The sequence below is a fragment of the Peribacillus sedimenti genome (assembly GCF_046237635.1).
Classification (GTDB): domain Bacteria; phylum Bacillota; class Bacilli; order Bacillales; family DSM-1321; genus Peribacillus; species Peribacillus sedimenti.
Genome location: NZ_CP143547.1, coordinates 3,258,500 through 3,271,624 on the forward strand (window position 1 = coordinate 3,258,500; position 13,125 = coordinate 3,271,624).

General features: G+C 40.6%; 13 protein-coding genes. 6 read left to right on the top strand and 7 right to left on the bottom strand.

What is annotated here, in order from left to right; genetic code table 11:
- Window positions 1–185: 185 nt before the first annotated feature.
- Window positions 186–1,622: a glycoside hydrolase family 1 protein gene (locus V1500_RS16035; protein WP_409300745.1), complete on the bottom strand. Its 1,437-nt coding sequence runs from the start codon at window positions 1,620–1,622 to the stop codon at window positions 186–188.
- 256 nt (window positions 1,623–1,878) lie between these two features.
- On the opposite strand from V1500_RS16035, the gene V1500_RS16040 reads away from it, so the two are divergent.
- From V1500_RS16040 to V1500_RS16050, 3 genes are all read left to right on the top strand, one after another.
- Window positions 1,879–2,604, top strand: a complete 726-nt coding sequence (locus V1500_RS16040) for a MurR/RpiR family transcriptional regulator (protein WP_409300747.1) — start codon at window positions 1,879–1,881, stop codon at window positions 2,602–2,604.
- 161 nt (window positions 2,605–2,765) lie between these two features.
- The gene (locus V1500_RS16045; RefSeq protein ID WP_409300749.1) at window positions 2,766–4,058 is read left to right on the top strand and encodes an ATP-binding protein; all 1,293 of its coding nucleotides are present in this window, start codon (window positions 2,766–2,768) and stop codon (window positions 4,056–4,058) included.
- Between the two features lie 442 nt (window positions 4,059–4,500).
- Window positions 4,501–4,911 (top strand): hypothetical protein, encoded by a 411-nt coding sequence (locus V1500_RS16050; RefSeq protein ID WP_409300751.1) that lies wholly within the window; start codon window positions 4,501–4,503, stop codon window positions 4,909–4,911.
- A gap of 17 nt (window positions 4,912–4,928) precedes the next feature.
- Here the strand turns inward: V1500_RS16050 and V1500_RS16055 are convergent, their stop codons facing one another.
- The 6 genes from V1500_RS16055 to V1500_RS16080 form a co-directional block, all read right to left on the bottom strand.
- Window positions 4,929–5,249, bottom strand: a complete 321-nt coding sequence (locus tag V1500_RS16055) for a fluoride efflux transporter FluC (RefSeq protein WP_409300753.1) — start codon at window positions 5,247–5,249, stop codon at window positions 4,929–4,931.
- A 44-nt stretch (window positions 5,250–5,293) separates the two neighbouring features.
- Entirely contained in the window at window positions 5,294–5,680 is a 387-nt protein-coding gene (crcB, locus tag V1500_RS16060; RefSeq protein ID WP_409300755.1) for a fluoride efflux transporter CrcB, read from the bottom strand.
- A 98-nt stretch (window positions 5,681–5,778) separates the two neighbouring features.
- The gene (locus V1500_RS16065; protein ID WP_409300757.1) at window positions 5,779–6,177 is read right to left on the bottom strand and encodes a DUF2680 domain-containing protein; all 399 of its coding nucleotides are present in this window, start codon (window positions 6,175–6,177) and stop codon (window positions 5,779–5,781) included.
- A 39-nt stretch (window positions 6,178–6,216) separates the two neighbouring features.
- Window positions 6,217–6,582, bottom strand: coding sequence for a PepSY domain-containing protein (locus tag V1500_RS16070; RefSeq protein WP_409300759.1), 366 nt, complete (start codon window positions 6,580–6,582; stop codon window positions 6,217–6,219).
- Between the two features lie 614 nt (window positions 6,583–7,196).
- Window positions 7,197–7,466 carry a hypothetical protein gene (locus tag V1500_RS16075; RefSeq protein ID WP_409300761.1) on the bottom strand — a complete coding sequence of 90 codons (270 nt, stop codon included), beginning with the start codon at window positions 7,464–7,466 and terminating at the stop codon, window positions 7,197–7,199.
- 94 nt (window positions 7,467–7,560) lie between these two features.
- The gene (locus V1500_RS16080; protein ID WP_409300763.1) at window positions 7,561–9,171 is read right to left on the bottom strand and encodes an amidohydrolase; all 1,611 of its coding nucleotides are present in this window, start codon (window positions 9,169–9,171) and stop codon (window positions 7,561–7,563) included.
- A 280-nt stretch (window positions 9,172–9,451) separates the two neighbouring features.
- Here V1500_RS16080 and V1500_RS16085 point away from each other — a divergent pair, with 280 nt between their 5' ends.
- The 3 genes from V1500_RS16085 to V1500_RS16095 all read left to right on the top strand — a co-directional run bounded on the left by V1500_RS16085 (window position 9,452) and on the right by V1500_RS16095 (window position 12,574).
- Window positions 9,452–10,867 (top strand): DHA2 family efflux MFS transporter permease subunit, encoded by a 1,416-nt coding sequence (locus V1500_RS16085; RefSeq protein ID WP_409300765.1) that lies wholly within the window; start codon window positions 9,452–9,454, stop codon window positions 10,865–10,867.
- A gap of 270 nt (window positions 10,868–11,137) precedes the next feature.
- On the top strand, window positions 11,138–11,467 hold the full coding sequence (locus tag V1500_RS16090) for a hypothetical protein (protein WP_409300767.1): 330 nt from the start codon (window positions 11,138–11,140) through the stop codon (window positions 11,465–11,467).
- A 297-nt stretch (window positions 11,468–11,764) separates the two neighbouring features.
- Window positions 11,765–12,574: an ABC transporter ATP-binding protein gene (locus V1500_RS16095; protein WP_409300769.1), complete on the top strand. Its 810-nt coding sequence runs from the start codon at window positions 11,765–11,767 to the stop codon at window positions 12,572–12,574.
- The last annotated feature ends 551 nt before the right edge of the window (window positions 12,575–13,125 follow it).

The following is a 13,125-nucleotide window of genomic DNA, read 5'->3' on the forward strand; positions in this document are numbered from 1 at the left end:
GGCGGTCACAAAGCAGCGATCACCTTACGTTATCAAACACAAATCGTATAAGAAATAATCCAAAAATAAAATGAGACCCTAACGACTAAGTTAAGGTCTCTACCATATGAAAAGGTCCATAGAAATGCATAAAGTACTTACTAAGAATCTTTCATCATTACAGCTTCTTGGTGAGATAACACATTCTATAATTTTCGGCCATTTGTTGCAATGACATCTTTATACCAGAAAAATGACTTTTTCTTCTTCCGTTCCAGTGTCCCGCTGCCATCGTCGTGTTTATCTACATAAATATAACCATATCGTTTGGAGAACTCACCTGTTGAGGCACTTACCATATCAATACATCCCCAGCTTGTGTAACCCATTAACTCCACACCATCTTCAATTGCTTCGCCCGCTGCTTTAATATGTTCACGAAGATAGTCAATTCGATAGTCATCATTGATGGATCCGTCTTCTTCTACTTTATCATACGCTCCCAAGCCATTTTCTACGACGAAAAGAGGAATCTGATAGCGGTCATATAATTTGTTCAAGCTGATGCGCAATCCTTCAGGATCGATTTCCCATCCCCAGTCGCTTGCGTGTAAGAAAGGATTTCGAACACCTCCAATAAGGTTCCCTTCTGATGCTTCCTCAACTGACTTCACTTTCTTCTCTGTGCGGGACATATAATAGCTAAAGCCGATGTAATCGACAATCCCTTCCTGTAATAGTTTCTTGTCCCCGTCCAGCATTTCCAGCTCAATATCATGTTCTTTAAAGTATCTCTTCATGAAAGCCGGATACTCACCACGCACCTGCACATCCGCACAATAATAATTGAACAGCTGTTCCTCCTTAAGTGCGTACATCACATTTTCTGGATTGCTGTCGAATGAATAAACAGGTGCGAAGAGAATCATACAGCCGATTTTTGATTCAGGAATGATTTCATGGCATGCTTTGACCGCAATGGCACTCGCAACAAACTGATGATGATACGCCTGGAAGGTAGGCTGGTACTTATCCTCTTCTTGCTGAATCGCAAAACCAAGTCCTTGAATTGGCATAAACAGGCTGCTATTAATTTCGTTAAAAGTCATCCAAAGCTTCACTTTATTCTTATAACGGTGGAAAATCGTTTTTACATATCTTTCAAAGAAGCTTACGACTTCACGGTTTCTCCAACCACCATATTCTTTGACTAAATGCAGCGGCATTTCATAATGAGAAATCGTAACTACCGGTTCAATACCATTCTTGTGCAATTCGTCAAACACACGATCATAGAACTCTAATCCTTCTTCATTTGCGTCTAACTCATCTCCATTAGGAAAAATTCGTGTCCACGCAATCGACATTCGGAATGCCTTGAAACCCATCTCTGCAAATAATCCAATATCTTCTTTATATCGATGATAGAAATCAATCGCCTCATGATTTGGATAATAATATTGATCTTGATGGATTTCGAAATCAAATCCCGGGCTTAACAATATATCATACCGCTCTTTTCCACCAGGCAGAACGTCGGCAATATTTAATCCTTTATTCCCTACATCATAACCGCCTTCGATTTGATTGGCCGCAGTGGCCCCTCCCCACAAAAACCCTTCCGGAAACTGATAAGTCTTCATACCTAACCTCCATCTATCGTTTGGATGATATTATTTTTATTTTCCTTATTATGTTTTTGCTTGCTCTTCCTAATTAAAATGAGAGCAACTTCACAGGAATGATACCTGCCTTTAACAGGTAAGTAAACCAGTGAAGGCAATCTAGTTTTTTATAACATAGTAAGTTAATTGTTACTTAAAAGTAACGCTACGTTTCTTTATTGAGACCCTGTGTTAAAATCAGACTATCTTTATTTTGTGAATGAAGGAGAATTATATGTTTACAAACGAAATAATCGCTTCTTTTAATGAGTTGGAAACCTCTTTGTACAATTATATTATCCAAAACAGAGACAAAGTGGCTTATATGCGGATACGTGAACTGGCAGATGAAACCCACGTATCCACCGCTTCCATATTACGTTTCTGCAGAAAGTTCCATTGTGAAGGATTCTCCGAATTTAAAACCAAGTTAAAAATACATATACAGCAAAATAAAAACACGATAATAAAAAGTCCGAATCATTCATTGATAGAGTTTTTCGAACGGACAATAAATGGCAGTTTGGACGAAAAAATCAGGAAGGCTGCCAGTCTGATCAAAAAAGCAGAGAACGTGATCTTTATCGGGATAGGGAGCTCCGGAATCCTTGCAGAATACGGAGCTAGATATTTTTCAAGTCTGGGCACATTCTCACTGTATATTAAAGACCCTCATTTTCCGATTCACTCCAAACTGAGAAACAATAGTGTAACAATCGCTTTATCGGTGTCTGGAGAAAATAATTTTACAGTGACACATCTTCACAGTCTAAAACAAGAAGGAAGCAGAATAATTAGCATCACAAACAATAAACTATCCACCATTGCTAAAATCTCTGATATAAACATCCCTTATTATGTAACTGAAGAATTTTATGAAGAAGCTAATATTACTACGCAGGTACCTGTTGTTTATATTCTTGAATCCCTTGCTCGCGAAATCTATAAACTAAATCAATAAAACTCTTAAAAAAGTCCATTTTTGTCCTGGAGACAAAATGCATGCGTCTTCTATACTGTGGATAACGTAAAAATTTTATCTTTTTCTGAAAGTCCCATTGTCGAAACGACAAGAAACGTTTTAAACTAGACATATTCAATTCTTTTCGGATGGTGCCTGTAATGGATATGGTATTAGTAAAAAACTTGTTCTTTAATCTGTCACTGATCCTGTTATTATTATTTATCTTTAATCTTTGGACTGAACGGTACAACATAGGTCCTGTACCGCGAATCCTGCGTATTGTCGGCTTAAGCCTGTCGGTTTTGGTGTGTCTTTTCTTTTCCATTCCAGCGTACGGTATAATGCTGGATTTAAGGCAAGTTCCAATCATCATTGGAGGTCTTTATTATGGATACGGACCATTTTTGACAGTGTTGGCGCTCCTTCTTCGTGGTCTATTTTACGGTTTTGATACCGGATTTTGGACTATATTTCCCTTGTACAGCATTTTAGCGCTTTTTCTTTGGCGAGCACACCCTTGGTTCCTGCGTCAAACCTCAAACCAAAGATTTATGGTTTCCCTGTTAACTATTGTTGTTATGAGTGCTTGTACCTTTGCTGGATTATTGCTCACGGGTCTGTCTATCTATGAGTTAAAAACCGCATTATTCACAACTCTGATTCAATTTGTCGCAACGGCAATGCTTTGTTATCTGTTAGAGGAAATGAGACAAAATGAATTTCTTCGCGAGCAAATGGTAAAAGCCCAAAAAATCGAATTGGCCAGTCATATGACAGCCGCCATTTCGCACGAAATACGGAATCCCCTGACTGCAGTGCGTGGTTTTTTGCAGCTTGCTAGAGAAAATCCAGTAATCAATGGCCCAACGAAGGGATATATCGATACAGCATTGTCTGAATTAAGTGCGGCTGAACGTGTAATCACAGATTACTTAACCTTTGCACAGCCCTATATGCATACGCATGAAAAATTTTATCCCGGTAATGAACTTAATCAGATCGTTACGTCCCTTCAGCCGCTCGCTAACATGAATTCTGTTGAAATGGAAATGTTAAATCATGAACAATATATAATGTTGGGTGATAAGAGCCGTTTCAAACAATGTTTTCTGAATATCATGAAAAACTGTATTGAAGCCATGCCTAATGGAGGCAGGCTTACTATACATATAGGTGCTACAAATGATGGGATTAATATAAGTGTTCGTGATACGGGAACAGGCATGTCGAAAGAACAGATAAAGCGCCTGGGGGAGCCCTATTATTCCACTAAAGGAACCAAGGGAACCGGCCTAGGTCTTATGGTTTCCTTCAGCATTATCAGGGAGCTTAAAGGGTTTATTAAAATTACTAGCGAACCGGGCGAAGGGTCAGAATTCATTGTCACTTTTCCCGTTTTCAGTGAGATGAAAAGCGAAAGTTCTAAGGAAAGAGTTATCCCTTCAAAATGATAGCAGAAGGTCATCATATTTTAAAATTTTTCATTTATATTCCACTTCCAAAAGTATAAACTGGCTATCAGTGTTTTAATTTTTTCCCTTTACAGTTTTACCAAACTTTATGAGTAAACAAAAATGTTACGGCAAAAATAAATAAATAGGCACGAAATATGAACAGGAGCGCCTTTGTATAAGCTTTAGTCCATCGGATGGGCTTATACAATTAGAGAATGTATAGTTAGTCCCTTTGGTTTCTGCTGATTGTGGTGTTTCCGTTTCCAAATAGAGCCTGGATATCTTATATAAATATGCCTCCCTCCTTACTTACATATTCCTTCTGCGCTAAAAACCCCAATGATAGATGCCTCTTTTGCAACGAATATACATAAGCCGTCACCAAAATGTTACACGAGCAAATAATATATACAAAAAAGACAAGTTCGGTGACATATTAATGATCCATTATATTATGCCTATATTCATGATTCTTTTTTTTCTGTCTCTATTAACGATAAATAGAATAAAGCAAATAATCGAAAGAAAGCGTGGCTACATGGATTGGATACTTGGGGTAGATGTGCCTTGCACAAAAAGTGTTAAGTTCCTTGTGAACGACAACTCCGTTACTATATGTGGACACCAAGAAGTGATCGATATTGGACGTCCCATCCAATACGGTGTCATTCGGGAGATAGGATGGGGAAGGACCAGGTGTTACGGGCTTTTTGTAAATAAAAGCGGTGAAGAAATAAGCCGTTTTACACATACCTTTACTGACATTCCAAATGGAGAATTCCAAATTGAGATTGTGGGAAATTTCAGCTCCGCCAGGGGAAGGCTCTATTTTGGCAGAAACACAGCCTAATATGCTGCGTACTTACCTTACAATGACTGATGATGTGCCAGCCAAAAGCCCAGGGCAGCTGATAAAAATCCAACGAGGTAAGTACCATAAAAATAAAGGTAAGCAGTGAGTTTTCTTTTACTTTGGGTAAGTACAAAGGTATCATAATTAAACGTAGAAAAGGTCGTATAAGCTCCAAGAAATCCAGTTCCCCAAAATGCGGCCTCCTCCACGGTTATACTCTGGCTGCCCAATAATAACCCCAATAAAAAGGAGCCAGTCAGATTCACGATCAGCGTGCCTGTTGGAAATGGATTGCGCAATGCCCTGGAAAAAAACACAGATACGTAATAACGCATAATCGCTCCGAGGAACCCTCCAAATGCTACATAGTGAATGATTTTCAGTTCTTCACATCCCCTTTTTTAGAACCACCGCTTACAAATCCGGATCGTACCAGGTAGACCCCTCCAATGGAACTTGCCATAACATAAACGGCAGCGCGTAGTAAATCACCTTGATGCAGCATAATTATCACTTCCATACTGAAAGTAGAAAAGGTGGTGTAAGCCCCAATCATTCCTGTTCCTATGCTCAACACTACCCACCGGGGAAATCCTTTCACCTGCACCAAGCCATTCAGGAAACCAAGCATATAGCAGCCTGTCAGATTAACAAACAGGGTACCCAACAGGTATTGGCCATGTAAATTATGTCCGAACCACTCAGTAATCAATAGCCTTAACACTGCCCCGACCACGCCGCCAACGCCAACTGCTATATATGCCACTAAAACCACTTCTTTCCAGACAAACCCGATATATACTCTACCTTATGTGGGATAAGCCCAAAAAAGAATCAGATGGACATTTGTCCATCTGAAATTGTTCAATCATCATTATCGCTGTTATACCATTCTTCCTCCCACTCATCAGGTTCGTGTTCGGAACACCACCTGTATTTTCTCTGGTGGAAGACCGTTATATAGTTGTTCAGCATCTTATAGCGTAGCAGCTTTTGGTCCTGTGTCAACGCACCAGCCCATGCGTAGGTTTCAATCAGGTCAATATAGTCACGGTAAATGCGATAATAGATGTAATCAAGACGTTTATACTGAGCTGTCGTAAATTTAATTGGTTTCGTACAATTCATTTCGGGGTCGCTCAGTTCAGATTCCACCGCTTTTTGTCCTTTTTCATATTCAAGTTCCATTTCCTGGCCGTTTGCCACGCTGGAAAACAAGAAGAAACTTAATACCAGAAACATTCCCAGCCGACGTTTATACATGGTTACTCCCCCCTGCCGTTCGTTTTCAAGGAAGGAAACTTAATCGTCATAACGGTCATCATCATGACGATCATCATCGTCATCGTCATCATCTTCTTGATTGTCCATTCCCTGTCCGGATTCTTTTTCTACCTCAAGTACCCGGCCGTCCGACTTGGCAATTTCCACTTCATACATTCCATCACTGCCCTGCACCATAACTTCATATTTGGCAATTCCATCATCCATTTCGGAAGTAACACTGACAATCTTCCCTTTCGCCTGCTGTAAGGCAATACTCTTGGCCTGTTCCTCACTGATTTCGTTTGGCGCTACCTTCTCCGCAAAGGTTGTATGTATTGCCAAGTTTGATGCCAGTATAAAGCCCACACAACTTGCTCCAAAAAGATGTAATTTTTTCATCATTTACCACCTCTCATTTATTTTTCACTATTATTTATCCTCTAAAAGAATGGTTTCCATTCACGTTTTTATCATTTAGCTTCTTCACATTCCTTGTCCGATTTTATACATATACATTGAAGTGCGTATCAAACGGCTCTTAAAAAAAGATAGGTTTTCACTGTGATTATCCATATTGCCCCTCAACAAAAGCAGATTGGGTGATGAGAATTTTGGTGCAAAGTATATCCAGGACAATATAAAAAGCCACTGTAACGCTATGGTTCTATGCTTTGTGGAAGAATGGCCTGCGACCACTCTGGGGCAAGCAGATGGGGAAGTAGGTTTATGGTAATTTGTACGTCTATCCTGTATCCTTATAGTAGTTTTATAAGCTATATATCTGTTCAATTAAAACAGAATAAAGAAAAAACAATGGAAAGTACTCTGAATGCTTCCTGAGGCATAATCATTCGGTATTCTCAAAAGGAAAGAAGAGATTACAATTTAAAATTACCGCAACAGGCTAAAACCCTTCTGTTTTTTTTAATGCTGCGTAACGAATATACACCTGTATTTGAATACTCCTGTACTTCTGATTAAACTAATATCGATAGTCTGGTGTAATCGCACCATTATTAAAAAGGCAAATTATCCTCAATCACAGGCCGGAGCTGTTTCACAATTTTTGTAATATCATGCTGTGCGTTATATATCACCTTTTCCAGCGCAAATTCAGCCATATTATATCCATGATCTCTTTTTATTGTTTCTATCCATTCATAAGCTATGATTGCCACAGTTTCATCAGGGTTCCTTTTAAAATCAGATACTGTTACAGGGAAAGATCCTGCCTGAAGGAATCGATTCCCTCTTCCGATCATCGTTAGTTCGACATGCACTTCCATATTTATCACCTGTTTTCTCATATTAATATGTTATTATAATATGGATCGCACGAAACACAAACAATGCCTGGTGAATCATCACCAGGCATTATAGTTAATTGTCCTTTGAATACACTTTTTCCCCTGCTATCCACGTTTCCACTACCTCTATATCTTTCAAGGCAATTTGTTCGACTTCTTTCGGATGGCTGGACAGAAGAACGATATCAGCTTCATAGCCTTCCTGAAGCAGTCCCTTCCTGCCTTCAGCAAATTCGATGTATGCCGGTGTTTCTGTATAAGCTTTGTAAATACTGTCGACAGAGAGTTTTTCCTCCGGAATCCAGCCTCCTTCAGGGATGCCCTGGTTGTCCGTCCGATTCACTGCCGCAAATATGTTCTCAAGTGGTGAAAGAGGGCCAATCGGGCAATCTGAGCTCCCTGTATATAAAATACCGTGAGCATCCACAGAACCCCAGGCATTGCAATATTTCTCTCTCGTTACACCTACCCATTTCACTGTTTCCTTGTACTCGGAAATCATGAAACCAGGCTGTACCTCCAGGCAGACTCCCAGTCTCTTTATTCGATCAAATAAGTCCGGAGCAAGTACCTGTCCATGGATGATACGATGGCGCAGCTTTTCGATATCTACCTGTTCCAAAGCATTTAATGCCTGGTCCACGGCCCTGTCCCCAATCGCATGCATGGTTACCTGCATGCCGCTGTCATGAGCAAGCCTGACCATATCATTCAATTCTTCATCGGTATAAATCAAGTTGCCTCTGGTATCAGGCTTATCGGCATACGGCTCTCTCAATGCTGCAGAATGGAGACGCTGTGTTCCATCAAGAAATATCTTAATCGCTCCCATCTTGACCCGTTCCGTACCGTCTCCTGTCCTCTGGCTATTTTCCTTAAGAGCTAATTTTAGATGCTCCAGATCATAAACATAGTGGTGCAGGACTACATGTACTTTCAATTTCCCTTCTTCCTCAAGCCTTCGGTAGGAATCCCACACACGCTTGAAATCACCGGCAAAGTTGAAGTCATCTGTATGTACCGAAGTGATTCCTGCCTCAAGCAGATGTGGAAGCGCATCTAAAAGCGCAATATAGATCTCTTCCTCGTTCTTCTGCCGGAAGTTATAATGGATAACATGTGTGGCCGTATCAGTGAACCGGCCAGTCCAATTTCCTTCTTTATCCTTCTCGATGAAACGCTCATGGCTCTCGTTCAGGATCCCTTCTTCCTTGATGATTTTCATCCCTAATTCATTTACTACACATTCATGACCATCATCATGAAGGAAGCAGGCAGGCTTTTCATATTCAATTTCCTCCAGATCCCTGGCAGTCAGCAAATGGTCTACGTCCTGGAACTTGTCGTCCTCCAATCCGTTTCCGACAATCCAGTCATGTTCTTCTATTTGGCTTTCCCAGTAGGATGAATGGATAATGTCCTTCATTTCCTGCCAGGATGTCACTTTACGAAAGTCCATTTCCTTCTTCATGATTCCATACCTAAGCAGGTGTAGATGGGAGTCATTAAATGCGGCCGCTGCCACTCTTTCACTTGCATCATGTACATGCGCCCCGGTCTCGTTAGTCCTTCCTTTATTGATGGATCTTATCTTTCCATCATCTATCTCAATGTAGTACAGCTGCTCCGATCTACCTTCTTTAAATGGACGGTAGATCCGTACATTATCAATTATCGTCCTCATTGTTACAGCCTCCTCTTTCGTTCGTATTACCCCTTTCCGCTAAATTTCTAACAGGCTGCAATAAGTTGGATACCAGATACCAGATATAATGTTTTTATTATCCACGTATAATGCAGGCTTTCGATATTTACGCCGCTACCTCCATTGCTTAAGCAAAATCTTAGAAACTTTTTTGGAAATCATGTAACCTACAAAGTATGCTAGTTTCGAGTACTTTTATAAAACAAAAGCTTTATGTACATAATTTGAAAAGTAATTAGACATGGAAGTGAGTGAATGTATGGAAAAAACAACGACCTACAATCAAACAACCATTGTAGCTCTTCTTCTTGCTGGAACGTTCATTGCGATTTTAAATCAAACGCTGATGATCACAGCAATTCCACCCGTTATGGCAGAAATGAAAATAACGGCCAATAGTGCACAGTGGCTTACCACCGTTTTTATGCTGGTGAACGGAATAATGATACCGGTTAGTGCCTTTTTATTAGAGCGCTTTACTACTAGGCAGCTATTTATTTCTGCAATGAGCATTTTTGCCTTTGGTACACTTGTTGCAGGTTTTGCCCCCAATTTTCCAATTCTTCTGCTTGGTAGGATGATTCAGTCAAGCGGAGCAGGTGTGATGCTGCCGCTCATGCAGACTGTATTTTTAATGGTATTTCCCGTAGAAAAGCGAGGCCAGGCAATGGGCCTTGTCGGACTGGTCATTTCCTTTGCACCGGCAATCGGCCCGGCGTTATCTGGCTGGGTCACAGAGCATTATTCTTGGAGAGTTCTATTTTTCATCATCCTGCCGATTGCCCTGATCGATATTCTTATTGCTGTTAAGGCATTACGGAATGTGACAGAAATTACCAAGCCAAAGGTAGATGTCCTTTCGATTGTTTTATCTTCTCTTGGTTTTGGCGGCTTGTTATATGGATTCACTAGTGCAGGCAACTATGGCTGGACAGAACAGGGCACTATTCTGTCACTGGGTGTCGGAGTCATTGCCCTGGCATTATTCATTTTCAAACAGCTGAGGCTAGAACATCCAATGCTGGAATTCCGGGTGTTCCAGTATTCGTTCTTTCCTATAGCAATACTGATTGGAATGATAACGTTTATGGGGCTCATCGGAGCTGAAACGCTCATTCCGCTTTTCATGCAAAATATGCGGGGCTTTACAGCATTTGAAGCCGGGATTGCCATTTTACCGGGCGCCTTGATAACAGGTATTCTGGCCCCTTTTATTGGCCGGATCTTCGACCGTATAGGAGCAAGGTGGCTGGTTATTGCCGGACTTATCATTATTACAGCAGCCTCCTTTTTGTTTACTAATCTAGGGTCATCCACAACGATGACTTATATCACCATCGTATACAGCATCCGAATGCTGGGGCTCGCATTGGTTATGATGCCGGTTTCGACGGCTGCATTGAATTTGTTGCCAAAACGCCTGCTTCCCCATGGAGCTGCAATGGATAATACCATGAAAATGATTGCCGCCTCAGTTGGAACCGCTATACTTGTTACGGTAATGACAACAAGTACCCAAATGGCGCAGGACCGGCCTGAAATCCAGCATCCAGATATGTATGGAGTGAATATTTCCTTTATCGTGGTCGCTGTCCTATCTTTAATTAGCCTGCTTATTTCATTTTTTATTAAAGATGTAAAGCCTGGCAAGATGACCAAAACGACAACTCGATAAAAAGGACGCTGTATAAAAAGAAAATCTCTATATTTTTCAGAGTCTGCATGACACAAAATTTATGTTCATGACTTTCCTGTTTCCATTTTGTTCTTTAGCGTTTACTGGAAGAGTAAGCTGCTTGAAGTTGTGGCAGATAAATTAATTGTTGCTAAAGGCAAAGGAGTAAGGCACAATGATACGTTACAAATAAAATTGGGCTATACCTCATTCTCCCAGCATAAAGTCTATTAGCTGCAAGTCCTAATTGACCGTAAAGGAGGAGTTCAAATGAGGGGCCAAACTGCGAGAGTGATGCTCGTAATCCCTTTCATTATTGGAATCACCCTGCTCTCTTCCTTCATGGAAGAAAAAAGCCTGCACAATCTGCCACCGTCCGTTCCATCAATCGAGGAACCAGTTGCAGCAAATACGAAAGCCGAAGAGGATAAAATATCAGGAATTCTTCCTGAACTCGAGCAAATTCTGGAGGATAAAGAACAGGTGGACGGCTACACTGTTGAAGTTTACCGGGAATACGAAGTATACAGAAACAAAAACGGCGATGTGCTAAAATCAGTGCCAACCGAAAATCTCTCTTTTCTAAGATACAAGGAATGATTCTTTATTCTGATCCCCGATTGGGACACCTGTACGATGCTGCAGGATCTCGATCGGTTTATTTTTTTCAATACGGAAGCGTTTTCTGCTCACTAGAGTTCCAGAAGGTGTACTAAACACCAAGACATGACAATATCAAACATTCCACACCCCCATCATATATCTAAGTGATTGGGGTTTTGCATTCCGCACTGAATTCCGCAGTACAGAGATTTAATATGTCAAGGACTATGCCCTTTTGTTCCAATGGAATTTGTAATATACTGAATATTAACATTTTCAAAAAGGAGAATTATAATGGCAGAGACAGCTAGTGTCATTTCACTGCGGAATATCCATTGGCAGCGAAATGGGAAAAATATTTTACACAATGTAAACTGGGAAGTCCAAAAAGGTGAACATTGGGCCTTATTAGGATTAAACGGTTCCGGTAAAACATCTATATTAAAGATGGTCACTGGTTATCAATGGCCGACATCCGGAGAATTATCTGTGTTAGGCCATATTTTTGGAAAAACCAATCTCCCAGAACTGCGAAAATCAATAGGCTGGGTGAGCTCTTCATTGGACGATATATATCATTCTCGCCCAGGCGATACTGCACTTGAAGTAGTACTAAGCGGAAAGTTTGCATCGATTGGCCTATATGAGGATATTACCCAGCTTGATATAGAAAAAGCATTACAATTGCTGGAGCGGTTTAACATTTCACATTTATCAGACCAGAAGATCAATCTTCTTTCCCAGGGAGAAAAAAGGAGAGCAATGATAGCTAGGGCCCTCATGCCTTCTCCGCGCTTAATAATTTTGGACGAACCGTGTAATGGCTTGGATATTTATTCGAAGGAAGAACTATTGTCAGCAATTGAGGATATTACCGCAATGCCCGATGGGCCTACCGTTTTATATGTAACGCATCATATCGAGGAAATAGTCCCTTCGATATCCCATGCCTTGTTACTCAACAATGGTCAAGTAATTGCCCAAGGCCTAAAGAAATCCACTCTCACCGAATCTTTGCTGCAAAGGACCTTCCAGGTACCTTTGACTTTGGCCTGGGAGGATGAACGTCCATGGATTAGAGTCAAAAGCGTGCAGACACAATAACTGACCAACTGACTCTATTGACAAATACTAAAAACCTTGCGGAACCCCCTATTTTACCTTATATATTGATGAATGTTTCTCAATCTTTCTTTCCCAAAAAGGATTCTCCCATTTGCGATAAGACATCGAGCTTGCCTGCAGTTTTGTTATTATTTCACCTGTCAATGGAGTGGTTCCATGCGCCTCGCTTTCTGCGGGGCTGTCAGTGCTGCTCTTCGCTACCATAATCTTCTTCCAGTTTTGATTATCATCACTGCAATGAAAAAATGAAGATTGCTTCCCACTCTTTCATAAGATGGTAATCATCCCCCTATAAAAGTTCTGCCCCTCTTGCGGGATCCCACCTGACCCGCTCACTATGTATGAGTCTTTTCGCCTGGAACGAGAATCCACAGGTGTTCTTGGCAATCCCGAAATTCCTTATTCTATTTCTGGCAATTTACCTTTCAAAATAGCCTTCCAATTCTTTTCAAAAATTTGTTACTTCATCAAATTACTCTATTAAGTTAAGAATTCATATATTCCAAAGATTGACACTCTACTATTTTCAT

Coding starts and splice junctions, on each gene's coding strand:
- V1500_RS16080 (WP_409300763.1), bottom strand. CDS start 9,171: ATGAGGACGATAATTGATAATGTACGGATCTACCGTCCATTTAAAGAA.
- V1500_RS16070 (WP_409300759.1), bottom strand. CDS start 6,582: ATGATGAAAAAATTACATCTTTTTGGAGCAAGTTGTGTGGGCTTTATA.
- V1500_RS16085 (WP_409300765.1), top strand. CDS start 9,452: ATGGAAAAAACAACGACCTACAATCAAACAACCATTGTAGCTCTTCTT.
- V1500_RS16035 (WP_409300745.1), bottom strand. CDS start 1,622: ATGAAGACTTATCAGTTTCCGGAAGGGTTTTTGTGGGGAGGGGCCACT.
- V1500_RS16055 (WP_409300753.1), bottom strand. CDS start 5,249: ATGCGTTATTACGTATCTGTGTTTTTTTCCAGGGCATTGCGCAATCCA.
- V1500_RS16095 (WP_409300769.1), top strand. CDS start 11,765: ATGGCAGAGACAGCTAGTGTCATTTCACTGCGGAATATCCATTGGCAG.
- V1500_RS16075 (WP_409300761.1), bottom strand. CDS start 7,466: ATGGAAGTGCATGTCGAACTAACGATGATCGGAAGAGGGAATCGATTC.
- V1500_RS16090 (WP_409300767.1), top strand. CDS start 11,138: ATGAGGGGCCAAACTGCGAGAGTGATGCTCGTAATCCCTTTCATTATT.
- V1500_RS16040 (WP_409300747.1), top strand. CDS start 1,879: ATGTTTACAAACGAAATAATCGCTTCTTTTAATGAGTTGGAAACCTCT.
- V1500_RS16065 (WP_409300757.1), bottom strand. CDS start 6,177: ATGTATAAACGTCGGCTGGGAATGTTTCTGGTATTAAGTTTCTTCTTG.
- V1500_RS16050 (WP_409300751.1), top strand. CDS start 4,501: ATGATCCATTATATTATGCCTATATTCATGATTCTTTTTTTTCTGTCT.
- V1500_RS16045 (WP_409300749.1), top strand. CDS start 2,766: ATGGATATGGTATTAGTAAAAAACTTGTTCTTTAATCTGTCACTGATC.